Origin of the sequence: Streptomyces albicerus, assembly GCF_008905045.1 — a bacterium.
Classification (GTDB): domain Bacteria; phylum Actinomycetota; class Actinomycetes; order Streptomycetales; family Streptomycetaceae; genus Streptomyces; species Streptomyces albicerus.
In genome coordinates, this window is record NZ_VWMY01000004.1 from 218,894 (window position 1) to 242,432 (window position 23,539).

Sequence of the window (23,539 nt, forward strand, 5' to 3'; positions counted from 1 at the left end):
CACCACTCCGGAAGGACCACGATGATCTCCACCCTCCTGTCCCAGCTGAACGGGCCGGACGGTGACTCCACCCCACGCCTCGCTTACGGCGCCGACTACAACCCCGAGCAGTGGCCTCGTGAGGTGTGGGAGGAGGACGTACGGCTGATGCGTGAGGCCGGCGTCAACCTGGTCTCCGTGGGGATCTTCTCCTGGGCCCGCATCCAGCCGGCCCAGGACGAGTGGGACTTCGGCTGGCTCGACGAGGTCATGGACCTGCTGCACGCGGGCGGCATCGGGGTCGACCTGGCCACCGCCACCGCGTCCCCGCCGCCCTGGCTCACCACGGCACATCCGGAGATCCTTCCGGTGACCGCCTCCGGTGAGACGGTGTGGCCGGGGGCGCGGCAGCACTGGCGGCCCACCTCACCCGTCTTCCGCACCCACGCACTGCGTCTGGTGCGGACGATGGCCGAGCGGTACGCGGACCATCCCGCGCTGGTGGCCTGGCACGTCTCCAACGAGCTGGGCTGCCACAACATCTACGACTTCTCCGACGACGCGGCCCGCGCCTTCCGCGACTGGCTGCGCGACCGCTACACCACGCTCGACGCCCTCAACCACGCCTGGGGCACGGCGTTCTGGTCCCAGCGCTACAGCGACTGGGAGCAGATCCTGCCGCCCCGGCTGACCGCCTCCCACCCGAACCCGACGCAGCAGCTGGACTTCAAGCGCTTCTCCTCGGACGCGCTGAAGGAGTACCTGCGCGCGGAGCGGGACGTCCTGCGTGAGGTCACGCCGGACGTGCCGGTCACCACCAACTTCATGGTGATGGGCGGCACCAAGGGCATGAACTACCCCGACTGGGCGGGCGAGATCGACTTCGTCTCCAACGACCACTACGTCCACCCGGGCCCGCAGGACCGGGACGAGCTGTCCTTCTCCGCCAACCTCACCAGCGGTATCGCCGACGGCCGCCCGTGGTTCCTGATGGAGCACTCCACCAGCGCCGTCAACTGGCAGCCCGTCAACGTGGCCAAGCGGCCGGGCGACCTGGCCCGCGACTCACTGCTGCATGTCGCCCACGGCGCCGACGCCGTGTGCTTCTTCCAGTGGCGCCAGTCGGCGGCCGGCGCCGAGAAGTACCACTCCGCGATGGTGCCGCACGCCGGTGCCGACAGCGAGGTCTTCCGCGCGGTCGCCGGCCTCGGCCGGTCCCTTCAGGCGCTGGCGCCGGTCGCGGGCTCCGAGCGCGAGCCGGCCCGGGTGGGCATCGTCTACGACTGGGAGTCGTGGTGGGCGAGCGAGCAGGACTCCCACCCGACCGCCCTGCTCGACTACCGCCAGGAAGCGCTGGACTGGTACTCCGCGCTCCTCTCCCTCGGCGTCCGGGCCGACGTCGTCACCACCACGGCCGACCTCGACCGGTACGACGTGCTGATCGCGCCCGTGCTGCATGTGATCCCCGCGCCGCTGGCCAAGGAGCTCACCCGGTACGTCGAGAGCGGAGGGCACCTGGTCACCACGTACTTCTCCGGTGTCGTCGACGAGAACGACCACGTCTGGCTCGGCGGCCACCCCGGGGCCCTGCGCGATCTCCTCGGCATCCGTATCGAGGAGTTCGGTCCGCTGCTCGACGGTGACTCCGTCGACCTGGACGGCGGCGGTACGGGCACCCTGTGGACCGACCGGATCACCGTCACCGACCCCACGGTGGAGGTCCTGGCCGGCTACCGCACCGGGGCGTACGCCGGTCTCCCGGCCGTCACGCGGCGCGCGGTGGGCGGGGGTTCGGCCGCGTACGTCTCCACCCGGCTGGGCGCCGACGGGCTGGCCGGTCTGCTGCCGCGGCTGCTCGGCCCGGCCGGCGTCCACAGCGAACTGCCCGACGGCGCACGGGGATCGGTCGAGCAGACCGTCCGCCGCGGACCCGGCGGCCGCTTCCTGTTCCTGGTCAACCGGACCGACGAGACCGTGCCGCTGACCGGCCTCGCGGGAGAGGTCCTGCTCGGCACCGCCGACGCCGAAGGCGGTCTCGTCCTGGGGCCCAGGGACGTCGCCGTACTGCGCCAGCCCGCTACCTGACCCCTCGCGCCACGCTCTACCGCCGACTCCTCGAACGGCACCGCACTCGTTCGAGGGCCATCCCTCCTGCCCGACGGGCGGGAGGTCAACCGCAGCTACCACCACCGCAGTTGGGAGCACAGATGGCACGCCGCACCCGCAACAGACGGCTCCTCGGAGCCGCCGGCCTCACCGCACTGGCCACCGGGGCCGCCCTGGTCTCCGCCCCGTCGTCCACCGCGCAGGTCTCGGCGGCGGACACCCCCTCCGTCACCGTCCGGCCCGACCCCTCGTACAAGCATGAGAAGTTCGAGGGCTGGGGCACCAGCCTGGTCTGGTTCGCGAACGCCACCGGCGACTACCCCAAGCCGATACGTGAGAAGCTCGCCAAGCTCCTGTTCGGCGACGACGGCCTGGCGCTGAACATCGCCCGTTACAACATCGGCGGCGGCAACGCCCCGGACGTCAAGGACTACCTGCGCGCCGGCGGTGCCGTCGAGGGCTGGTGGAAGGCCCCGGCAGGCACCACGCGCGAGGACACCGACTGGTGGAGTGCCGACGACCCGGCCGACTGGAACAAGGACGCGGACGCCACCCAGCGCTGGTGGGTCGACCGCATCAAGGACGACATCGACCACTGGGAGACCTTCAGCAACTCCCCGCCGTGGTTCATGACGAAGAGCGGCTATGTCTCCGGCGGGTTCAAGGCCACCGACGACCAGCTCAAGACCGAGTCCGTCGACGACTTCGCCGCCTACATGGCGGGCGCGACCAAGCGGCTGGAGAAGGCCGAGGGCATCAAGGTCGACACCGTCGACCCCTTCAACGAGCCCAACACCGACTACTGGAGCACCCGCCTGGGCGCCGACGGTGAGCCCGTCGGCGGCCGTCAGGAAGGGGCGCACATCGGCCCCGAGCTCCAGCAGAAGGTGCTCAAGGCCCTGGCCCCCGCGCTGAAGAAGGCGAAGACCAAGGCGGACATCTCCGCGATGGACGAGACCAACCCGTCCATCTTCTCGCAGAACTGGAACACCTACCCGCAGGAAGTGCGGGACCTCGTCGACCAGATGAACGTCCACACCTATGGCACCGGCCAGCGCACCACCGTGCGCGACCTGGCCAAGGCGGCCGACAAGCCGCTGTGGCAGAGCGAGGTCGAGGGCGACTGGGGCGACGGCCAGAGCTTCACGGACATGCGGCCGGGCCTGGGCCTCGCCCAGCGCATCGTCGACGACCTGCGTGAACTGGAGCCCAAGGCCTGGGTGTTCTGGCAGCCCGTCGAGGACTACGACAACATGAAGCCGGGCGGGGAGTCCGCCAAGGGCGGCAACTGGGGCAGCATCCAGCTCCCGTTCAGCTGCACGTCGAAGGACACCCTCGAGTCCTGCCCGATCTACACGAACACGAAGTTCGACACGGCCCGCAACTTCACGCACTACATCAAGCCCGGTGACCGGCTGATCAAGACGGACGACACTTCCAGCGCTGCCGCAGTCTCCAGGAAGGGCAACGGGGCGACCGTCGTCCACGTCAACAGCACCGCGGACGCCCGTACGGTGACGGTCGATCTGTCGAAGTTCGGCCACGTCAGCCGCAGCGCCACGGTCACGCCCGTCGTGACCAGCGCCGACGGCAAGCTCGAGCGCCACAAGGCCGTCAGGGTCAGTGACCGGAAGGCCACCTTCACGGTGCCCGCGCAGTCGGTGACCTCCTTCGTCGTCAAGGGCGTCTCGGGTGTCGCGAAGGACGCCGCCGAGCTGCGGAAGGGCCACTCCTACGAGCTGACCGGCGTCCAGAGCGGCAAGGCGCTCACCGTCGCCGACAACGGCACGAGCCTGGTCATCAAGACCGCGGCGGCCGACTCGGCGGGCCAGCAGTGGAAGCTGCGGCAGATCTCCGGTGACACCGGCAACCGGCAGCGGTACGTGTTCACCAACCCGGTGGAGGGCAAGCGCCTGGCCGTCCGCGACGGCGCCCCGGTCCTTGAGGCCGACACCAGTCCCCGTGACAAGGCCGCCCAGTGGATCATGTCGACGACCGGCAACGGAAACTGGACCCTGGTCAACGCGGCCACCGGACGGCTCCTCGAGGTCGGCGGCCAGGCCACGCAGGACGGAGCCGCTGTCACGCTGTGGACGCCCAACTCCGGCTCCAACCAGCTGTGGAAGGTCACCGACGTGACCGACCAGCAGTAGGCGTCGGGCACTCGCCCCTGTCACGCGCCTTTGCGCCCGCCGTTCCGTACGGCGGGCGCAGAGGCGCGCCAGTGGCCGTTCTTCCCTCGGCCTCCCTTTCGAGGGAAGCCTCATGGTGTGATGGCCAGCGAAGAGACCCATCTCTCAAGGAGATGGACCGCGCCCCGGGAGAGGCAAGTGGATCTGCGGCAGATGGAGGTCGTCATCGCGGTGGCCGAGGAGGGCGGCTTCACCGCGGCGGCGCAGCGGTTGCACGTCGTCCAGTCCGCCGTGTCGAGCACGGTGCGCGCGCTCGAACGCGAGCTGGGCACCCCGCTGTTCGACCGCACCACGCACCGGGTCTCCCTGACCCCGGCAGGCGAGGCGTTCGTACCGGCCGCGCGCGTGGCGTTACGCGCCGCGGAACAGGCCCGGGCGGCCGTCGACGTCGTACAGGGACAACTGCGGGGGCGGATCACGGTCGGCACGATGCAGGGGGTCTGGGCCGACCTGCACCGTCCGCTGGCCGCCCTGCGGGCCGAGCATCCGGGCGTGGTGGTACGGCTGCGACAGGCGGCCGTGGTCGACATCCGTCAGGCGCTGCGCGAGGGCACAGTGGATCTGGCCGTGGTCGCCCTCGACCGCCAGCAGCAGCGGGGACTGGTCACCCGGCTGCTGTCCCGCGAGGAGATGGTGCTGGTGAGCGCTCCGGAGCGGACGGTGCCCGTGACGGACGGGAAGGTCTCGCTCGCCGACGTCGCCCGCTTGCCGCTGGTGGACTTCACGCCGGGCTGGGCGATCCGGCTCGCCGTGGACAAGGCGTTCCGGGCGGCCTCCGTCGATCGCGAGCCGACCTTCGAGGTCAACGACATCGTCGCGGCCTCCGAACTCGTCCGCAACGACCTGGGCGTCTGCGTGATGCCCACCTCGATCGCCGACCGGTTCCCCGACCTGACCACCCACCGCTTCGACCGCCACGCGCCGAACTGGAAGGTCATGGTGGTACGGCCCCGCGGCGAGGCGCCTCCCGCGGTCGCCGCGCTGCTGCACCACATGACCTGACAGGACCCGGACCGCGCACAGCTCCCCCGAGCCATCTCCTTCAGAGATGACCAACATCTCGAACCATCGCCACAGCGAGGGAAGCACCGAAGCGCGCCGGGCGCTGAGGGAAGCATGAATGTCCTCAAGACCTCGCGTGACGTCCAGGCCTCGGGCCGGTCCACCAGCACGACCACGCTCGGCGTGCCGGGGTGGCTCGTCGTGCTCCTGGCCGCCGCCTCCGGCATGACGGTCGCCAACCTCTACTACGCCCAGCCCCTGCTGTCCTCGCTGCGCGACGTCTTCCACGTCAGCGAGGCGGCGGCCGGTGGGCTGATCACGCTCACCCAGGTCGGGTACGTCCTGGGCATGCTCCTCCTGGTCCCGCTCGGCGACCGGCTGGAGAAGCGCCGGCTGATCAGCGTGCTGCTGGCGGTCACCACCCTCGCCCTCGTCGCCGCCGGACTCGCGACGAGCTTCCCCATGCTGCTGATCGCCTCCCTGATCAGCGGCGGCACCTCGGTCGTCGCCCAGATCCTCGTCCCCTTCGCCGCGAGCCTCGCCCCGGACCACGCCCGCGGCCGGATCGTCGGCCGGGTGATGAGCGGTCTGCTCACCGGCATCCTGCTGTCCCGCACCCTCAGCAGCCTGGTCTCCGACGTGGCCGGCTGGCGGGTCGTCTACCTCGGCTCCGCCGTGCTGATGGCGCTGCTGGCCGTCGCCCTGCACCTGGCCCTGCCGCGGCAGGCCGCCACCACCGCCCTCCCGTACAGCCAGGTGCTGCGCTCCACGGTCCAACTGGTGCGCGTCCACCCGGCGTTGCTGCGCCGCGGGCTCTACCAGGCGGCGATGTTCGGCGCGTTCAGCGCGTTCTGGACCACCGTCTCGTACGTCCTCACCGGCCCCCGCTTCCACTACTCCCCCGTCGGTGTCGGTGTCTTCGCCCTCGTCGGCGCGGCCGGAGCGGCCGTGGCGCCCTTCGCGGGCCGTTGGGCCGACCGCAAGCTGGTGCGTCCCATGACCGGCGCCGCGCTCGTCGCCGCGGCCGTCGCCTTCGCGGGTGCGGGACTCGGTCAGCGCCACATCGTGCTGCTGGCCCTGGCCGCCGTACTGCTCGACATGGCCGTGCAGACCACGCTGATCCTCGGTCAGCACACCATCTACCAGCTCGATCCGAGCGCGCGAGCACGGCTGAACAGCGCCTTCATCGCCATCTTCTTCGTCGGCGGCGCCCTCGGTTCGCAGCTCGGCTCGGTCGCGTTCCACGCCGGCGGCTGGACCGGGGTGGCTCTCCTCGGCACCGCGTTCCCCGTGCTGGCCCTCCTCTACTGGGCCACGGAACACCGTGCGGCGCACCGCACATCCTGATCAGCGCGCACCGCGGGGCAATGGCTTGAACATCCGTTCCCTACGATGACCCGGTGACGAGTGACACCGCGGCGCAGGTGGGCGTCGGCGCCGACGCCCACACCGAGGCAGAGTCCAGTCCCTGGGCGGAGCGGCTGCGCCGGTTCGGGTATGCGGGACGCCCGAGGACCGATACCCGCGACCTTCTGGTCCCGCCCTTCCCGGAACCCGGCACCCGCGTCGGAGAGGCCCTCGGCCTCGGCCCGGAACTGGCGTCTCGGATCGCGAAGGCGATGGGGTGGCTCGGCCCGATTCTCGTCGCCGCACTGGCCGGCACGATCCGCTTCTGGCACCTCGGCAGCCCGCGGAGCGTCGTGTTCGACGAGACGTACTACGCCAAGGACGCCTGGTCCGTGCTGCGGTTCGGTTACGAGGGGACCTGGCCGGACCGTAAGATCGCCGACCCGCAGGTCCTGGCGGATCCGCAGGTCATCCCGCTCTCCGACACCGGGGCCTTTGTCGCGCACCCGCCGATGGGCAAGTGGGTGATCGCCCTCGGTGAGTGGATGTTCGGCCTCAACCCGTTCGGCTGGCGCTTCATGACCGCGGTGCTCGGCACGCTGTCGGTGCTGATGCTGTGCCGAATAGGGCGCCGCCTGTTCCGGTCGACGGCGCTGGGCTGCCTGGCCGGGCTGCTGCTGGCGGTGGACGGCCTGCACTACGTGATGAGCCGCACCGCGCTGCTCGACCTCGTCGTCATGTTCTTCGTCCTGGCGGCGTTCGGCTGCCTGCTCCTCGACCGGGACCGGGCGCGGGCCCGGCTCGCGGCCGCCCTGCCGGTGGACGCGGCCGGCCTGGCGGGCCCCGACCGGCACACCGGCGACCGTATGGGGACGGGCCTGCGGCCCTGGCGGATCACGGCCGGCGCCTTCCTCGGCCTGGCGGCCGCCAGCAAATGGAACGGCCTGTACTTCATGGCCTTCTTCGTCATCCTGACCGTGCTGTGGGACGTCGGCGCCCGCCGCGTCGCGGGGGCCCGCCACCCCTACCGGGCGGTGCTGCGCAAGGACCTCGGCTGGTCGGTACTGTCCCTCCTGCCAGTGGCCGCGGTGACCTATCTGGCGACCTGGACCGGCTGGTTCCTGACCGACAAGGGCTACGGCCGGCACTGGGCGGACGACCGCGGCGGCCTGTGGTCCTGGATCCCGGCATCCCTTCGCAGCCTGTGGCACTACGAGTACGGCGTCTACGAGTTCAACGTCGGGCTGCACTCTCCTCACCGCTACGAGTCCAACCCGTGGAGCTGGCTGGTCCTCGGGCGACCGGTGGCGTACTCCTACGAGACGGATACCGCCCAGGAGGGCTGCCGCACCGCCTCCGGCTGCTCCCAGGCGATCCTCGCGCTGGGCACACCGCTGCTGTGGTGGTCGGCGTGCTTCGCGCTCCTCTATCTGCTCTACCGCTGGGCGATGCGCCGCGACTGGCGCGCGGGAGCCGTCCTGTGTGCGGTGGGCGCGGGATACCTGCCGTGGTTCCAGTACCAGGATCGTACGGTCTTCTCCTTCTACACGGTCGCCTTCGTGCCGTATCTGTGCCTGGCCGTCGCGATGCTGGTGGGCGCGATGCTGGGGCCGCCGAGGTCGAGTGAGAAACGCCGGGCACGCGGAGCGGTGGCCGCGGGCGTCCTGGTCCTGCTCATCGTCTGGAACTTCATCTACTTCTTCCCGATCTACACGGGCATGACGATCCCGTATGGCAGTTGGCGCGACAGGATGTGGCTGGACACGTGGATCTGAGGTCCGGACGAGGGAGTGAAGCAGTGACCAGCACCGCGCCCCATGGCTCATGGGTTTCCCCGGTCACGGCGGAGTTGGCGGCCGCCGGCATGACGGCGGGCCAGATCGCCGCGCCGTCGTATGTCGGCGTGTGCGGTGACGAGGTGTGGTGGGTGGAGCCGCGTCCCGAGGAGGACGGGCGGCTGGCCCTCATGCGCGGGCGCTCGGGCGGGGCGGTCGACATGCTGCTGCCCGCCCCCTGGAACGTGCGGGGGAGGGTGATCGAGTACGGCGGTCGCGCCTGGGCGGCGGATGTCGACGGCCAGGGTGCGCTCGCGGTGTTCGTGAACTTCGCCGACCAGCGGCTGTACGCGTACCGGGCCGACCTCCCCGGAGCCGTCCCCCAGCCGCTGACGCCGGTTTCGCCGGTGGGCGGTGGGCTGCGCTGGGCCGAGCCCGAGATCGACCTCGGCCGTGCCGAAGTGCGGTGTGTGCTCGAGGAGTTCACGGGGGACGGACCGGGCGACGTACGACGGGTGATCGCCGCGGTCCCGCTGGACGGGAGCGCGGCTGAGGACCGGTCGGCCGTACGTGAACTGACCGACGACCGGCACCGTTTCCTCTCCGGTGCGCGCTTCTCCCCCGACGGCAGCCGGGCCGTCTGGTCGGTGTGGGACCACCCGCACATGCCGTGGGACGCCGCCGCCCTGCGGATCGCCGACGTCGGCGAGGACGGCTCGCTGCACCGGGTCCGTACCCTCCTCGGCGGACCGGGCGATCCGGTGGCCCAGGCGGAGTGGGCCGCCGACGGCAGTCTGCTGGTCGCCTGCGAGCGGACCGGCTGGTGGAATCTGTACCGCGTGGACCCGGAGACCGGTGCCGCGCAGGCCCTGCATCCTGCCGAGGAGGAGTTCGCCGGCGCCCAGCGCCTGGGGCTGCGATGGTTCGCACCCCTGCCGGACGGACGGGTCGCGGTGCTGCACGGCGTGGGGGCGCAGCGCCTGGGCGTACTCGACCCCGGGCGCGGCGAGCTCGCCGACGTTCCCGGTGACCGGTCCGAGTGGCTGCCCCACCTGGCTGTCTCGGGTACGCGGATCTTCGGTGTCGCGGCCGGCCCGCGCACGTCCTACGAGGTCGTCGAGGTGGACACCGCCACCATGACGGCCCGGGCCGTCGGTCAGGGGCGCCGCGCTCGGACAGATCCGGACTACTTCCCGGAGCCGGTGGTCCGGGCGTTCAAGGGTCCCGCCGGGCGGGAGGTGCATGCCCACCTGTACGCGCCGCGCAATCCCGTCGCCGCCGGCCCGGACGGGGAGCTGCCGCCGTACGTGATCTGGGCGCACGGCGGCCCAGGGCTCCGCGCGCCGCTCGCGCTCAACCTGGAGATCGCGTACTTCACTTCACGCGGTATCGGCGTGGCGGACGTCAACTACGGCGGAACTCCCGGCTACGGCCGCGCCTACCACGAGCGGCTGCGCGAGGAGTGGGGTGTCGTGGACGTGGAGGACTGTGCCGCGGTGGCCCGCGCGCTGATCGACGAAGGCCTGACCTCCGCGGGCCGCATCGCCATCCGGGGCGGCAGCGCCGGCGGCTTCACCGCCGCCGAGTCACTGGCCACGACCGACGTGTACGCCTGCGCGACGCTCCTCTACCCGGTGCTGGATCTGTCCCTCCTCGCGTCGCGGCAGACCCATGACTTCGAGTCGCACTATCTGGAGTCCCTTGTCGGTCCGTACGCCCAGGTGCCCGAGCGCTACCGGGACCGCTCGCCGGCCGCCCACCCGGAGAGGATCAAGGTGCCCTTCCTGCTGCTGCAGGGGACCGACGACGTCATCTGCCCACCCGACCAGAGCGAGGAATTCCTGAAGGGGATGGCCGGCCGCTCGATCCCGCACGCCCACTGCCTCTTCGAGGGCGAGGGCCACGGCTTCCGACGCCGCGAGACGATGGTCGCCGCCCTGGAGGCCGAACTCTCCCTGTACGGACAGGTCTTCGGCTTCACGCCGCACGGAGTTCCGTTGCTGCGGCTGGAGGAGTGACGTACGGCGGCGGCCCCGTCGTGGATACGACGGGGCCGCACTCCGTCCAGGACCTCAGCCGGTCGCGAGGGCACTCCTCAGCACGGTGATCGCCTGGCTGATGGCGGCTTCGGCGGCGTGGGTCTCGCGCAGGGCGTTGAGCATCACGAAGTCGTGGATGATGCCCTGGTAGCGGGCGGCGGTGACCGGGACGCCGGCCTCGCGCAGCTTGTTCGCGTAGGCCTCGCCCTCGTCGCGCAGCACGTCGGCCTCGCCGGTGATGACCAGGGCCGGCGGCAGACCGGCGAGCTGCTCGGTGGTGGCGCGCAGCGGGGACGCGGTGATCTCGGCGCGCTGCTTCTCGTCGGTCGTGTACTGGTCCCAGAACCACTGCATGGCGTCGCGGCGTAGGAAGTACCCCTCGGCAAACTCGTGGTAGGAGCCGGTGTCGAACGCGGCGTCGGTGACCGGGTAGAAGAGAACCTGCTGGACGAGGGGGACGTCGCCGCGCTCCTTGGCCATCAGAGTCAGGGCGGCGCTCATGTTGCCGCCCACGGAGTCACCTGCCACCGCGATGCGGGAGGCGTCCAGGTAGTAGTCGGCGCCGTCGGTGACGACCCACCGGGCGACGGTGTAGTTCTGCTCGATCGCCACCGGATAGCGGCCCTCGGGTGAAAGGTCGTACTCGGGGAAGACGACCGCTGCGCCGGCACCGACGGCCAGTTCCCGCACGAGGCGGTCGTGGGTGTGGGCGTTGCCGAAGACCCAGCCGGCGCCGTGGATGTAGATGATCACCGGGAGCACACCGGAGGCGTTCGCCGGGCGGACGATACGGGCCCGGACCTGTCCGGTGGGGCCGCCGGGCACGGTGACCCACTCCTCGTCCACGTCGGGCTTGGCGATGTCACCGGACTGCACGTCGTCGACGACCTTGCGGCCCTCGGCCGGGCCGAGGTCGAACAGGTACGGCGGGTTCGCGGTCGCCTCGGCGAAGGACGCGGCGGCGGGCTCGAGGACTGGACGGGGTCCGGTCGTGTCGGTCATGACGATCTCCTCGGATCTGGTGCCCCGGGCAGGCTCCGGCAGCGGTCTTCGCCGTGGAGCGGCGGCACACCATGAGAGTAGCGTGCGACTTAGTCGTGCACAACTCATTAGGGGTCGATAGAATCGAGGAGACTCGAACGATAGGGTGGTGATCGTCGTGCAGCGCACAGGAGCAGGCACCGAAACAGGGAGGCGCGCCGTGAGCACAGCCGGAGCCGAACCGCCCCAGGAGGGTTCCCTGCTCCTGGACGACCAGCTCTGCTTCGCCCTCTACGCGGCCTCACGGGCGGTCACCGCGCGCTACCGGCCCCTGCTGGACGAGCTAGGGCTGACCTACCCCCAGTACCTGGTCATGCTCGTGCTGTGGGAGCAGGACTCGATCTCCGTACGGGACCTGGGAAACGCTCTACAGCTGGAGTCCAGCACCCTCTCCCCGCTCCTCAAGCGCCTGGAGTCGAACGGCCTGCTGCGGCGCGAACGGCGGGCGGAGGACGAGCGTTCCGTCGCCCTGCGGCTCACCGACGCCGGAGCCCGCCTCCGGGAACGGGCGGGCACCGTCCCCCTCGCCATCGGCGACGCCATGGGCCTGACGCCCGAACAGAACGCCGTGGCCAAGCAGTTGCTGCGCCTGCTCACGACGAACGTCACCCGCTAAGGACAGTTCCCCGCGCCCCGTAAGGGGCGCGGGGCTGTGACATATGCGGCTCCGCCGCGTGGGCGCGACCAGCCCCCACCGGCCTGCGGATTGTTCACCGCGCCCAGCGGAGCGCTACCGCACTACTGCCGAGTCCACTTCTGATTCGCGCCCCCGTTACACGTCCACAGGACGGCCTTCGTGCCGTTGGCGGTCGCCCCGTTGTAGGCGTCCAGGCAGAGGCCCGCGTTGACGTTGGTGACGGTGCCGTCGGCGTTCACGTTCCACTTCTGGTTGTTGCCGCCGTTGCAGTCCCAGATGACGACCCTCGTGCCGTTGGTGGTTCCCGCCTGGTAGGCGTCGAGGCACTTGTTGCCGTAGACCACGAGTTCCTTGCGCGCGGTGTAGGTCCAGGACTGGTTGATGCCGCCGGAGCAGTCCCACAGCTGGGCCTGGGTCCCGTTGGTGATGGTGTTGTTGTCGATGTCGAGGCAGCGGTTGGACTGCTGGCCCGCGAACTGCGTGCCGTTGGTGCCGGGCAGCGGGCGCACCTCGATGGCGTCCAGGTCGGGCGCCCAGGCCGAGGCGTTGGAGAACGTCAGGGTGTTGGCCGAGCCCTTGGCCAGGGAGACCTCGACGGAGACGGTGCCCGGCGTGGACCAGGAGCCGGTCGGCGGGAAGGAGACCGTGGTGGCCGGCTGCCCGATGACCTGGAGGACGGCGGTGCGGGCCGCGCTGTCGCCGTTGGTGTAGGCGATGTCGACGACCTTGGTGCCCGTGTCGGCCGCCGAGACGCCGTTGAACCGCAGGGTGTTGGCGGAGCCGTTGCCGACGCCGCCCACCTTGGTGCCGCCGGAGCAGTTGGCGCAGGTGGCGTTGGCCGCGGCGCCGCCCTTGGTGTTGGCGGCGGCCTCCGCCTCGTACGTGGTGCTCGCCGCCTCGGTGCCGCCGGTGACCGTGAGCATCACCGAGTCCTTGGCGGGGACGTTGACGGTGTAGCCGGTGCCGAAGCTGCCGACGTTCGCCCGCGTCCAGAGGTTGCGGACGGTCGCGGAGGCGTTGGTCAGGCCCAGGTCGGACCAGCGGACGGTCATGTTCTGCGCACTGTTGGTGCGGTTGAGCAGGACGACGGCCCGCTTGCCGGTGCCGGAGAGGACCTTGCCGTACACCTGCAGGCCCGCGGTGTCCTCGGAGACCTTGACGCCCTGGAGGCCGCGCGGGTCCTGGTCGACCGCGATGACCTCCGGGTTCTTCAGGATGTTCGCGGCCTCGGTGCTCATCGTCGCCAGGTTGTTGCCGGCGAGCAGTGGGGCCCCGGAGATGGCCCACAGGTTCATGTGGCTGCGGTTCTGGGCGGCGGTGAAGCCGTCCATGCCGACCATGAGCATGTCCGGGTCGTTGTAGTAGCCGGTGTGCTGGGCCGTGGGGTGCACATTGGTGTCGAAGTTGGTCAGCATGCTGTCCCACGACGGCGAGTTGCCGTGGAAGATGATGTCGGTGTTGGTGCGCCACAGGGCGGCCATGCCGGCGCCCCAGTTCCACGGGTTCTGCTTGCCCCAGTTGCAGATCGAGAGGGTCAGCGGCCGTCCCGTCGTGGCCGTCGCCTTCGCGGCCGCGTCGCTGATGGCCTGGTACGTGGACTTCGCGTCGAGTCCTTCGACGTCGCCGCCGCACCAGTCGACCTTGACGTAGTCGAAGCCCCACTTGGAGAACTGGAGCATGTCCTGCTCGTAGTGGCCCTCACTGCCGCTGCCGGGTGCCGCCGGGCGGCCCGTCGGGAAGTAGTAGCCGCAGCCGTCCTTGCCCGCGTCGGTGTAGATGCCGGCCTTGAGGCCCTTGCTGTGGATGTAGTCGGCGATCGCGGTCATGCCGCCGGGCCACTCGGACTCGTCGATCGTGATGTTGCCCGCGCTGTCGCGGGTGCCCTGCCACCAGCCCTCGTCGATGTTGATGTACTTGTACCCGGCCTCCGGCAGGCCCGCCGCGACGAACGCGTCGACCTGCGCCTTGATGACGTTGTAGTCGATCTTGGCGGCGAAGGTGTTCCAGGAGGCCCAGCCCATCGGCGCCGTCGGAACCGGGATCTGATTCGACGTCACCGCGACCGGCTGCGCCCGGTCCAGCTCGGCGGGCCCCTGCTGCTGGAGGCCGACCAGGGCACCGGCGGCCAGGGCGAGAACGGCGGCACGAACCACGACCGTTCTGCACAGGCGTCTTGCACGCGGGACGAACTGCTGGAGGGGCATGGGGGGTTCCTTCCGGGGGCACGACAGCCCAGCACACAAGGGTGGCCGACATATCGAACACTGCACGAGTCGTCGAACCGATGGGACGCCGAAGCTAGGGCCCCGGCCATACGGAAGTCAACGGATCGTCACCACCTGATTTCCGCCGGTCGCACACCACCCAGGAGTTGACGCACACCACGGGCCGCCGCCGCGCGAAATTAACCGGAGTTGAACGCGCCGGAAGCGTTGACGTGATCGCTACCTAAACCTATGTTTTGGTCGAACTTCCGCACGCCGTACGGTATTTCGAACAATCTGCGACCTCCGCCCACCCGAACGCCCGACCCCCGACCCCCGCGCAGAGACGAGGAACGCATGGCCCCCGCCCTCTCCAGACGAAGCCTGCTCCAGGCCGCAATGCTCGCCACGGCGACCCCGGTGCTGTCGTACGCCGCAAGCGGCTCGGCCTCGGCCGCCGCGCTCCCCGCGCCGTCCGCCTGGACGCTCCGGCCGTTCGAGCTCAAGGACGTCAAGGTCGGTCAGGGCGTCTTCGCCGCCAAGCGCCAGCTGATGCTCGACCACGGGCGCGGCTACGACGTGAACCGGCTGCTGCAGGTCTTCCGCGCCAACGCCGGCCTCTCCACGGGCGGCGCGGTCGCCCCCGGCGGCTGGGAGGGCCTGGACGGCGAGGCCAACGGCAACCTCCGCGGCCACTACACCGGCCACTTCCTGACCATGCTGTCGCAGGCCTACGCGAGCACCGGCGACCAGGCGTACGTCGACAAGATCCGGACCATGGTCGGCGCGCTGACCGAGGTGCGCGCCGCCCTGCGCAGCGACCCGCGCATGCTCGCCGTCACCGGGAAGTGGGGCGCCGCCCACGAGAACGTCCGGGGCTCGTACCAGTACGTCGATCTCCCGGCCGCCGTGCTCGGCGGTGCCGCGGCGATCACCCTGTCGGTCTGGGTGAAGCCCACCCACAACGCCAACTGGCAGCGTGTCTTCGACTTCGGCAACAACGCCACCCGGTACATGTACCTGGTCACCCGCAACGCGAACGGAGTGCCGCGGTTCGCCATCACCACCAACGGGCCGGGCGGCGAGCAGGGCCTCAACGGCACCGCCGCGCTGCCGCTGAACCAGTGGAGCCATCTGGCGGTGACCATCTCCGGCAGCACCGGCACCCTCTACGTCAACGGCACCGCCGTCGCGCAGAACACCGCGATGACGCTCAACCCGTCCGTCCTGGGCGCCCTGACGAACAACTGGCTGGGCCGCTCGAACTTCTCCGGCGACCCGGTGTTCGCGGGCGCCTTCGACGAGTTCAACGTCTGGTCACGGGCCCTGACCGCGGCCGAGATCACCTCGCTGCAGACCAACGAGGCCAAGAACTCCTCCGCCGGACTCGGCAACCTCGCGTCGTACTACTTCGCCACCACCACCGGCGGCACCTTCGCCGACGCCTCCGGCCGCGGGCTGACCGCCACCCTGCGCCGCACCTGGGGCGGGCCGAGCCACGCCGGGTTCCTCGCCGCCTACCCGGAGACGCAGTTCATCGACCTGGAGTCGAGGACCAGCCCGGACTACACCAAGGTCTGGGCGCCCTACTACACCGCGCACAAGATCCTCAAGGGTCTGCTGGACGCGTACCTCGCCACGGACGACGCCCGGGCGCTCGACCTCGCGTCCGGTATGTGCGACTGGATGTACTCCCGGCTGTCCAAGCTGCCCGAAGCCACCCTGCAGCGGATGTGGGGCATCTTCTCCAGCGGTGAGTTCGGCGGCATCGTCGAGACGATCGTCGACCTGTACTCGATCACCGGCAAGGCCGACCACCTCGCGCTGGCCAAGCTGTTCGACCTCGACAAGCTCATCGACGCCTGCGCCGCCAACACCGACACGCTCGACGGGCTGCACGCCAACCAGCACATCCCGATCTTCACCGGACTGATCCGGCTGTACGACGCGACGGGCGAGACCCGGTACCTCACCGCCGCGAAGAACTTCTGGGGCATGGTCATCCCCCACCGGATGTTCGGCATCGGCGGTACGAGCACGGCCGAGTTCTGGAAGGCCCGTGGGGTCATCGCCGGAACGATCAGCGACACCAGCGCCGAGTCCTGCTGCGCGTACAACCTTCTCAAGCTCAGCCGGATGCTGTTCTTCCACGAGCAGGACCCGAAGTACATGGACTACTACGAGCGGGCCCTCTACAACCAGGTCCTCGGCTCGAAGCAGGACAAGGCCGACGCGGAGAAGCCCCTCGTCACCTACTTCATCGGCCTGACGCCCGGTCATGTCCGGGACTTCACCCCCAAGCAGGGCACCACCTGCTGTGAGGGCACGGGCATGGAGAGCGCCACCAAGTACCAGGACTCGGTCTACTTCAAGAAGGCCGACGGGAGCGCGCTGTACGTCAACCTGTACAGCCCGACCACCCTGACCTGGTCGGAGAAGGGCGTCACCGTCACGCAGACCACGGACTACCCGAGGGAGCAGGGCTCCACCCTCACCATCGGCGGCGGCAGTGCGGCCTTCGAGCTGCGGCTGCGCGTGCCCTCCTGGGCGAAGAGCGGCTTCCAGGTGACGGTCAACGGCAGTGCGGTGAGCGGCACTCCGGCCGCCGGGAGCTACTTCGCCGTCTCGCGGACCTGGCGCAGCGGTGACGTCGTGCGCGTCACCATCCCGTTCCGGGTGCGGGTCGAGAAGGCTCTCGACGACTCGGGACTGCAGACCCTGTTCTACGGTCCGGTCAACCTGGTCGCCCGCAACAGCAGCACGGGCTACCTGCAGTTCGGGCTCTACCGCAACGCGGCCCTCTCCGGCGATCTGCTGCCGACCCTCACCCCCGTGTCCGGCAAGCCGCTCCACTACACGCTGAACGGTACCGAGTTCGCCCCGTTCTTCGAAGGGACCGAGGACCCCACGCACGCCTACTTCCGGCGGTCCGAGCCCAAGGTCGTCTTCGGCACCAGGGACTCCGGCGTCACCAACCCGGCCAAGGCCGACGGCACCACGCTCCTGGACGAGATCTGGGCCGGCGCCCCGTTCAGCAACAAGGGCGCCCTGGTCACACGGGTGCAGAGCACGGTGAACTCGTGGGTGTCGGCAGGGCTGCTCAGCCAGGCCGACGGCCAGACCGTGGTGACCACGGCCCAGAACGCGTCGTACGTGTCCTGACGCACCAACTCGTCTGCCGACGCCCTCTGTTGACGTTCCGGGCTCCGAAGACCTGAGCGCGCGGCGAGCGTGGGACGATCGGGCGATGTTGCTCGAGACTCCCAGGCTCGTACTGCGCCGCTTCCGCGCCGAGGACGCGGCGCCGCTGGCCGCGTACCGGTCGGATCCGCTGGTGGCCCGCTACCAGAGCTGGACGGCGCCCGTGCCGCTCGACTCGGCGGTGCGGACGGTGCGGGGATACGCCGCAGGGTCTTTGGAGGAACCGGGCTGGTTCCAGTACGCGATCGAGCTCAAGGCCGACCGCTGTCTGGTGGGGGACGTCGGGGTCTGTCTGCACGAGAACCGGATGCAGGCCGAACTCGGTTTCACGCTGGCCGGTGAGCGGCAGGGGCATGGCTATGCCGCGGAGGCCGTACGAGCGGTCCTCGACGACCTCTTCGGGCGCCGCGGTCTGCACCGGGTCTCCGCCGAGTGCGACGCGCGCAACGAAGGGTCGGCCCGGCTCCTGCGGCGGCTCGGCTTCGTCCAGGAGGGCCATCTTCGGCAGGCCACGTGGATCAAGGGTGAGTGGACGGACGACCTGCTGTTCGGCCTGTTGGCCTCCGAGTGGCAGGCGTCCGACGGAGTCGGTGACCGGGGACTGGTCAAGTAGGCGAGCTGGTCCCCTCATGGGCGTGCCAGTAGCCTCGTGCGCGCTCGCATGGCCAAGACCGGCGAGTCGTACGCGACCGCCCGCAGCAAGCTGCTCGCCGGACGGCCGGACACGGCCACCGTAGTTGGCAGGCGTCATGCGTCAGTGGCCGCATACACGCGGCGGCCCTCGACGAAAGTCTGCAAGACACGGGTGGCGGAGATCTCCTCGGGTGGCCCGGTGAAGGGGTCACGGTCCAGGACGACGAGGTCGGCGAGTTTGCCGACGGTGATGCTGCCGGTGATGTCGTCGAGGTGGTTGGCGTGCGCGCTGCCCGCTGTGTAGGCGGCGACGGCGGTGCCGAGGTCGAGTTTCTGGTCCGGGAGGAAGGCCGGGGTGCCCTCGGGCGCGTCGGGGGCGATCCGGTTGACGGCGACGTGGATGGCCGCCAACGGATCGGGGCTGCTCACCGGCCAGTCGCTGCCGGCGGCGAGGGTGGCGCCGCTACGCAGGAGGTCGCCGAACGGGTACTGCCACGCGGCCCGTTCGGGGCCGAGGAACGGGATGGTGAGCTCGTCCATCTGCGGTTCGTGGGCGGCCCACAGCGTCTGCAGGTTGGCGGTCGCACCCAGCGCCCGGAAGCGCGGTACATCCTCGGGGTGCACGACCTGGAGGTGGGCGAGGTGGTGGCGGGTGTCGCGCCACCCGTTGGCCGCGCGGGCCGCCTCCACGGCGTCGAGCGCCTCGCGCACCGCACGGTCGCCGAGGGCGTGGAAGTGGACCTGGAAGCCGAGCGCGTCGAGTTCGGTGACGTACTTCTTCAACTCGTCCGGCTCGACGAAGCTGATGCCGGAGTTGTCGGAGACACAGCCGCAGCCGGTGAGATACGGGCCCAGCAGGGCGGCGGTGTGGTTCTCGGCGATGCCGTCCTGCATGACCTTCACGCTGGTGGCCCGGAACCGGCCGCGGCTCAACTCCTCCCTGCGCGCGACGAGTTCGGGGACCTGCTCGGCGCCACGACCGCGGTCCCACCACAGCGCGCCGACGACCCGGGCGGTGAGCAGGCCGCGGTCGACGGCCGCGTGATAGGCGGGCGTCGGATCGGTCATGTTGGCGTACGCGCCCACGATGGCGTCCTGCCAGGCGGTGACCCCGTACGAGTGCAGCACCGACTGGGCCCGCAGCAGCGCGGCGAGTTGCTCCTCGGGCGTACGGTCGGGCATGAGGCGGGACACGAGGTGGGCCGCGCCTTCCTGGAGCATGCCGGTGGGGTTGCCGTCGGCGTCGCGTTCGATGCGGCCGTCGGCAGGGTCGGCGGTGCGGGCGTCGATGCCGGCGCGTTCCAGGGCACGGGAGTTGACCCAGGCGCCGTGGTGGTCACGGTTGGGCAGGAACACGGGCCGGTCGGGAACGACCGCGTCGAGCAGGGCGGCGGTGGGCATGCCGCCGGGAAAGGCCTCCATCGACCAGCCACCGCCGGTGATCCATTCGGCGTCGGGGTGGTCGTCGGCGAATGCCTTCACGCGCCGCAGGTACTCCTTCGGGTCGACGGTGTCGTTCAGGTGGCACAGGCCCAGTTCGGTGCCCGCACCCTGAGGGTGGACGTGGGCGTCCTGGAAGCCGGGCAGCAGCAGCCGTCCGGCGAGGTCGACGACCTCGGTGCCGGTGCCGATCAGTTCGTGGACCTCGTCGTGGCCGACGGCGACGATCCGTCCGCCGCGCACGGCCACGGCGGTGGCCCGGCTGCGCGCGGCGTCGACGGTGTGGACGGGTCCGCCGGTGAGGACGAGGTCGGCGGCCTGGGGGTGGGACATGGGTTCAACGCTCCAGTGGAGAGGCGGGTTCAGACGGCCGTGCGGTCCATCGGAAGGGCGAGGGCGTCGGCGTCGGTGCCGCGCCCGGTGGTGAAGTACGGCGAGCGGCGGGCGTACTTGGCGACGGCCGCCATGACGAGCCCGCTGAGCACGATGGTGGCGGGCAGGGTGAGCATGAACCAGCCGTTGTCGGGGCTGAGTTCGATGTGGTCGGTCATGGTCGCGTACGAGTAGGCGAGGTAACCGCCGAGGCCGAGCAGGACCAGCCCGGAGGCGGCCGGTACGCCGACGGCGAGCAGTGCCTCCCGCGGGCCGTCGTGTCGTGCGGCCCGGAATCGGACGGCGCAGGCGAGCGCGGTGAGGCCGTAGTAGAGGGCGACGACGAGGCCGATGGCGTTGACGGCGGCCAGCAGCATGTCGCTGAGCTTGGGGATGGCCATCGCGAGCAGGGCGATGGCGGCGGCGATCGACATGACGACGATCGTTCCGGCGGCGGGGGTGCCGTACTTGGGGTGGATACGGGTCCACACCGGGCCCATGCTGCGGTCGCGGCCCATGGCGAGCAGTCCGCGGGCGGTGGGGATGACGGCGGACTGGACGGAGGCGACAGCCGAGAACATCAGGGCGAGGAGCGGGAGGCTGGCCCAGGGTTCGGCAGCCAGCTTGGCGCCCAGGTACGGCAGGGCCTGCGGGCCGTTCTCGATGAGTTCGGGCAGGCTCATCTCCCGCTGGAAGGCGACCGAGGCGAAGATGAACAGCCCCAGCATGGCGAACAGAGCGATGAAGCCGCCGCGGGCCGAATCGCCAGGGCTTCTGGTCTCCTCGGTGACGCTGAACGCCGCGTCCCAGCCCCAGAAGAAGAACACCGCGAGGACCATGCCCTGTGCGAAGGCCGTACCGCTGGAGATCTCGAAGGGGTTGAACCACGCCAGTGAGAACTCCTGCTGACCCGTAGTCAGGGCCCAGGTGCAGAAGACCAGCAGGACGGCGTACTCGAAGATCAGCAGGCCGAACTGGAGCCGGGTGGCGCTGCGCACCCCGGTGACCGCGAGGACGGTGACCGCGGCGAGGACCACCAGGCCGACGACCGTGCTCGCTGCGGTGGACGTCGGGTCGAGGGCGATCCCGGCGAGGGAGTCCAGGCCGGCCTTGTTGGCGAAGATCAGGACGACGGAGCCGGTGACCGCGCTGGTGTAGGCGAGGAAGATGATCGAGCCGACGAGGGTGACCCAGCCGGCCAGGAAGCCGGGCCAGGGGCCGAGCGACTTGCCGACCCAGGTGTAGCCGTTGCCGCAGTTGGGTTCCGAGCGGTTGAGACGGGCGAAGGCCGTGGCGATCCCGAGAATCGGCAGGAACGCCAGCAGCAGGAGGGCCGGGGCCTGAAGGCCCACGATCGTGCCGATGGTGCCCATGCCGATGGCGATGCTGGTGGTGGCGGCCGTGCTGGAGGCGGCGATGGCGACACCGTCGACGACGCCGAGAGTGCGGCGGAGCTCGGTGGGCGGTCGGTCCGGGGCGGTGGTCCGGTCGGGAGTGAGCGGAGACATCGGGGCTCCTCGCGGGGAGGGAGAGGGACAGGGAGGAAGAGCCGTGTGGGGATGCGAAGGATGGAACAACGGCCGCACACTTTGCGTCAATGCTGTTGACATAAGGACGGAGGGAGCCGTTCACTGAGCATGCAGAGGTTCCTCGACAGCAGCACCAGGTGCGGTCGTCCCGCCGAGGGCCGTCGCCGGGTCTGCACAGCGCGCGAAAGGATCCGTCGACATGCCCACCCGCGCCCCTCAGCAGCGCCGACGCCGACGCCCCACCGCTTCGGGGGTCCTGCTGTCCAAGGAGTTGATCACGGAGACCGCGCTGCGGCTGATCGGCGAGCACGGTCCCGAGGCGCTCAGCGTGCGCAGGCTCGGCGCGGCCCTGGGGTGCGACCCGAGCGCGCTCTACCGCTACTTCCGCAACACCGACGACCTGCTGCTGGCCATCGCCGACCGGATCATCGGGGACGCCATGGCCGGGTTCGTGCCCGGCCCCGACTGGGTGGCCTCGCTGCGCGAGATGGCGATGCGGGTGCGTGCCGGATACCTCGCCCATCCCCGTGCGGCCGCCATGGCCTCGTACCGCGTCACCCGCCGAGAGAACGAGTTCCGTGCCGTGGAGACCGGGGTCGGCCTGCTGCTGTCCGCCGGATTCGCCCCCGCCCGCGCCGTGCGCCTGTACCTGGCCTTCATCGACACCGTGCTCAGCCACGCGGCCCTGGACGCCGCGTGCCAGGCACTCCCCCGGGAACAGCGCGAGGCCGATGAGCAGGCCTGGACGGAGGCGTACCAAGCGCTCGACCCGGCGGCCTATCCGGCCCTGACCAGCGTGCGGGAGGAGCTGCGCTCCATGGCCGACAGTTCCTTCGAGGAGGCGGTGGACCTGCTGCTGGTCGCGCTGGCCGCCCGCGCTCCGGGCCACGCGGAGACGTGACCCGCTCCCCCGACGCGCACTGCCGAGTGCCGGACGGAACGGTCATGATTTCCCCGACGGGCCACACCGCACGACGTGCCAAACCGCATGATGAGTCGAACTCCACGATGAGTCGAACCCCACGACCATCAGTCGAACCGCACGATCAACGGAGCCGGCATGACGACGGACAGCCCCACACAGGTCGAGGTGAAGCCGGTCGCGGGCCACATCGGCGCCGAGATCACGGGCGTCGACCTGGCCGGGGACCTGGACGACGCGGTGGTCGCCGAGATCCGGGCGGCGGTGCTGCGCTGGAAGGTGGTGTTCTTCCGCGGGCAGCGCCTGGACCACGCCTCGCATGTCGCGTTCGCGCGGTGGTTCGGCGAACCGGTCCGCCTCGGCAAACGCGGCAGCGCCTCACCCGCCGGCTTTCCGGAGATCGAGACGACGGCCGACCGGCTGGAACTCGGCGGCCGGTACGGCATGGACCACGACGAATGGCTGCGCCGGCGCCGCCACTCGCTGCTGCGCGGCTGGCACTGCGACCACGGCGCCCGCGTCGACCCGCCGGCCGCGACCATCCTGCGCGCCGAGACCGTGCCCCCGTACGGCGGCGACACCACCTGGTCCAACCTGGCGGCCGCCTACGCGGGACTCTCGCAGCCCTTGCGGGACTTCGTCGACGGGCTGCGCGCGGAGCACCGGCTGGGAGTCGGTTACCAGGCACGGCCCGGCGACGACGCGTACGTACGCCATCTGCTGGACCAGCAGATCGCCTCCGACCATCCGCTGGTGCGGGTACACCCGGAGACGGGCGAGCGTGTGCTGTTCGTCAACGGCTACTACGTCGAGCAGATCCTCGGGCTGTCCCGCATGGAGAGCGCACCGCTGCTGGAGATGCTGCTGGGGCAGGCGACCCGGCCCGAGTACACCGTGCGGTTCCGCTGGGAGCCTGGGAGTGTGGCCTTCTGGGACAACCGGGCCACCATCCACCTGGCCCCCAGCGACACGGCCCACCTCGACCATCCCCGGGTCATGCACCGCGTGATGCTCGAAGGCGACGTCCCGGTCGGCGTGGACGGCAGGCCGTCGGCACCGATCGTGGGAAGTGAACCGCGACGCTGGTGAGGTCGGCGGATCGGCCGACGTGGCGCGGGTT

Annotated in this window: 15 protein-coding genes; 11 read left to right on the forward strand and 4 right to left on the reverse strand. The window is 70.5% G+C overall.

All coding sequences use genetic code 11. The annotated features are described in order from the left end of the window. The first annotated feature begins 21 nt into the window (after nt 1–21). The 6 genes from GAS53_RS05060 to GAS53_RS05085 all read left to right on the forward strand — a co-directional run bounded on the left by GAS53_RS05060 (nt 22) and on the right by GAS53_RS05085 (nt 10,419). A complete protein-coding gene (locus GAS53_RS05060) occupies nt 22–2,064 on the forward strand; it encodes a beta-galactosidase (protein WP_151476189.1) in 2,043 nt (680 codons plus the stop codon). Between the two features lie 122 nt (nt 2,065–2,186). Beyond that, complete coding sequence (locus GAS53_RS05065) at nt 2,187–4,238, forward strand: glycoside hydrolase (protein ID WP_151476190.1); 2,052 nt, start codon at nt 2,187–2,189, stop codon at nt 4,236–4,238. Between the two features lie 177 nt (nt 4,239–4,415). After that, complete coding sequence (locus GAS53_RS05070) at nt 4,416–5,279, forward strand: LysR family transcriptional regulator (RefSeq protein ID WP_151476191.1); 864 nt, start codon at nt 4,416–4,418, stop codon at nt 5,277–5,279. A 183-nt stretch (nt 5,280–5,462) separates the two neighbouring features. Beyond that, complete coding sequence (locus GAS53_RS05075) at nt 5,463–6,626, forward strand: MFS transporter (RefSeq protein WP_404829175.1); 1,164 nt, start codon at nt 5,463–5,465, stop codon at nt 6,624–6,626. Between the two features lie 53 nt (nt 6,627–6,679). Continuing rightward, a complete protein-coding gene (locus GAS53_RS05080; protein ID WP_192582956.1) occupies nt 6,680–8,401 on the forward strand; it encodes a dolichyl-phosphate-mannose--protein mannosyltransferase in 1,722 nt (573 codons plus the stop codon). 23 nt (nt 8,402–8,424) lie between these two features. Further along, on the forward strand, nt 8,425–10,419 hold the full coding sequence (locus tag GAS53_RS05085; RefSeq protein WP_225858743.1) for a S9 family peptidase: 1,995 nt from the start codon (nt 8,425–8,427) through the stop codon (nt 10,417–10,419). 54 nt (nt 10,420–10,473) lie between these two features. Here the strand turns inward: GAS53_RS05085 and GAS53_RS05090 are convergent, their stop codons facing one another. Beyond that, nucleotides 10,474–11,442, reverse strand: a complete 969-nt coding sequence (locus tag GAS53_RS05090; RefSeq protein WP_151476193.1) for an alpha/beta hydrolase — start codon at nt 11,440–11,442, stop codon at nt 10,474–10,476. Nucleotides 11,443–11,641: 199 nt separating this feature from the next. Here GAS53_RS05090 and GAS53_RS05095 point away from each other — a divergent pair, with 199 nt between their 5' ends. Then, the gene (locus GAS53_RS05095) at nt 11,642–12,097 is read left to right on the forward strand and encodes a MarR family winged helix-turn-helix transcriptional regulator (protein WP_192582957.1); all 456 of its coding nucleotides are present in this window, start codon (nt 11,642–11,644) and stop codon (nt 12,095–12,097) included. 122 nt (nt 12,098–12,219) lie between these two features. Here GAS53_RS05095 and GAS53_RS05100 read toward each other — a convergent pair whose 3' ends face one another. Further along, on the reverse strand, nt 12,220–14,322 hold the full coding sequence (locus GAS53_RS05100) for a ricin-type beta-trefoil lectin domain protein (RefSeq protein WP_151476194.1): 2,103 nt from the start codon (nt 14,320–14,322) through the stop codon (nt 12,220–12,222). Nucleotides 14,323–14,679: 357 nt separating this feature from the next. Here GAS53_RS05100 and GAS53_RS05105 point away from each other — a divergent pair, with 357 nt between their 5' ends. Together GAS53_RS05105 and GAS53_RS05110 are read left to right on the forward strand one after the other, a co-directional pair. Beyond that, entirely contained in the window at nt 14,680–17,484 is a 2,805-nt protein-coding gene (locus GAS53_RS05105) for a beta-L-arabinofuranosidase domain-containing protein (RefSeq protein WP_151476195.1), read from the forward strand. A gap of 85 nt (nt 17,485–17,569) precedes the next feature. Beyond that, nucleotides 17,570–18,136, forward strand: a complete 567-nt coding sequence (locus GAS53_RS05110) for a GNAT family N-acetyltransferase (protein ID WP_151476196.1) — start codon at nt 17,570–17,572, stop codon at nt 18,134–18,136. A gap of 134 nt (nt 18,137–18,270) precedes the next feature. Here the strand turns inward: GAS53_RS05110 and GAS53_RS05115 are convergent, their stop codons facing one another. Beyond that, nucleotides 18,271–19,929 carry an amidohydrolase gene (locus GAS53_RS05115; protein ID WP_151476197.1) on the reverse strand — a complete coding sequence of 553 codons (1,659 nt, stop codon included), beginning with the start codon at nt 19,927–19,929 and terminating at the stop codon, nt 18,271–18,273. Nucleotides 19,930–19,958: 29 nt separating this feature from the next. Then, nucleotides 19,959–21,476, reverse strand: a complete 1,518-nt coding sequence (locus GAS53_RS05120; RefSeq protein ID WP_151476198.1) for an APC family permease — start codon at nt 21,474–21,476, stop codon at nt 19,959–19,961. 220 nt (nt 21,477–21,696) lie between these two features. Here GAS53_RS05120 and GAS53_RS05125 point away from each other — a divergent pair, with 220 nt between their 5' ends. Further along, the gene (locus GAS53_RS05125) at nt 21,697–22,398 is read left to right on the forward strand and encodes a TetR/AcrR family transcriptional regulator (RefSeq protein WP_151476199.1); all 702 of its coding nucleotides are present in this window, start codon (nt 21,697–21,699) and stop codon (nt 22,396–22,398) included. 159 nt (nt 22,399–22,557) lie between these two features. Then, on the forward strand, nt 22,558–23,508 hold the full coding sequence (locus GAS53_RS05130; RefSeq protein WP_151476200.1) for a TauD/TfdA dioxygenase family protein: 951 nt from the start codon (nt 22,558–22,560) through the stop codon (nt 23,506–23,508). The last annotated feature ends 31 nt before the right edge of the window (nt 23,509–23,539 follow it).

Excerpts from the sequence above, each read along its gene's own strand:
- GAS53_RS05060 (WP_151476189.1), top strand. The coding sequence starts at position 22 with ATGATCTCCACCCTCCTGTCCCAGCTGAACGGGCCGGACGGTGACTCC.
- GAS53_RS05065 (WP_151476190.1), top strand. The coding sequence starts at position 2,187 with ATGGCACGCCGCACCCGCAACAGACGGCTCCTCGGAGCCGCCGGCCTC.
- GAS53_RS05090 (WP_151476193.1), bottom strand. The coding sequence starts at position 11,442 with ATGACCGACACGACCGGACCCCGTCCAGTCCTCGAGCCCGCCGCCGCG.
- GAS53_RS05100 (WP_151476194.1), bottom strand. The coding sequence starts at position 14,322 with ATGCCCCTCCAGCAGTTCGTCCCGCGTGCAAGACGCCTGTGCAGAACG.
- GAS53_RS05105 (WP_151476195.1), top strand. The coding sequence starts at position 14,680 with ATGGCCCCCGCCCTCTCCAGACGAAGCCTGCTCCAGGCCGCAATGCTC.
- GAS53_RS05110 (WP_151476196.1), top strand. The coding sequence starts at position 17,570 with ATGTTGCTCGAGACTCCCAGGCTCGTACTGCGCCGCTTCCGCGCCGAG.
- GAS53_RS05115 (WP_151476197.1), bottom strand. The coding sequence starts at position 19,929 with ATGTCCCACCCCCAGGCCGCCGACCTCGTCCTCACCGGCGGACCCGTC.
- GAS53_RS05120 (WP_151476198.1), bottom strand. The coding sequence starts at position 21,476 with ATGTCTCCGCTCACTCCCGACCGGACCACCGCCCCGGACCGACCGCCC.
- GAS53_RS05125 (WP_151476199.1), top strand. The coding sequence starts at position 21,697 with ATGCCCACCCGCGCCCCTCAGCAGCGCCGACGCCGACGCCCCACCGCT.
- GAS53_RS05130 (WP_151476200.1), top strand. The coding sequence starts at position 22,558 with ATGACGACGGACAGCCCCACACAGGTCGAGGTGAAGCCGGTCGCGGGC.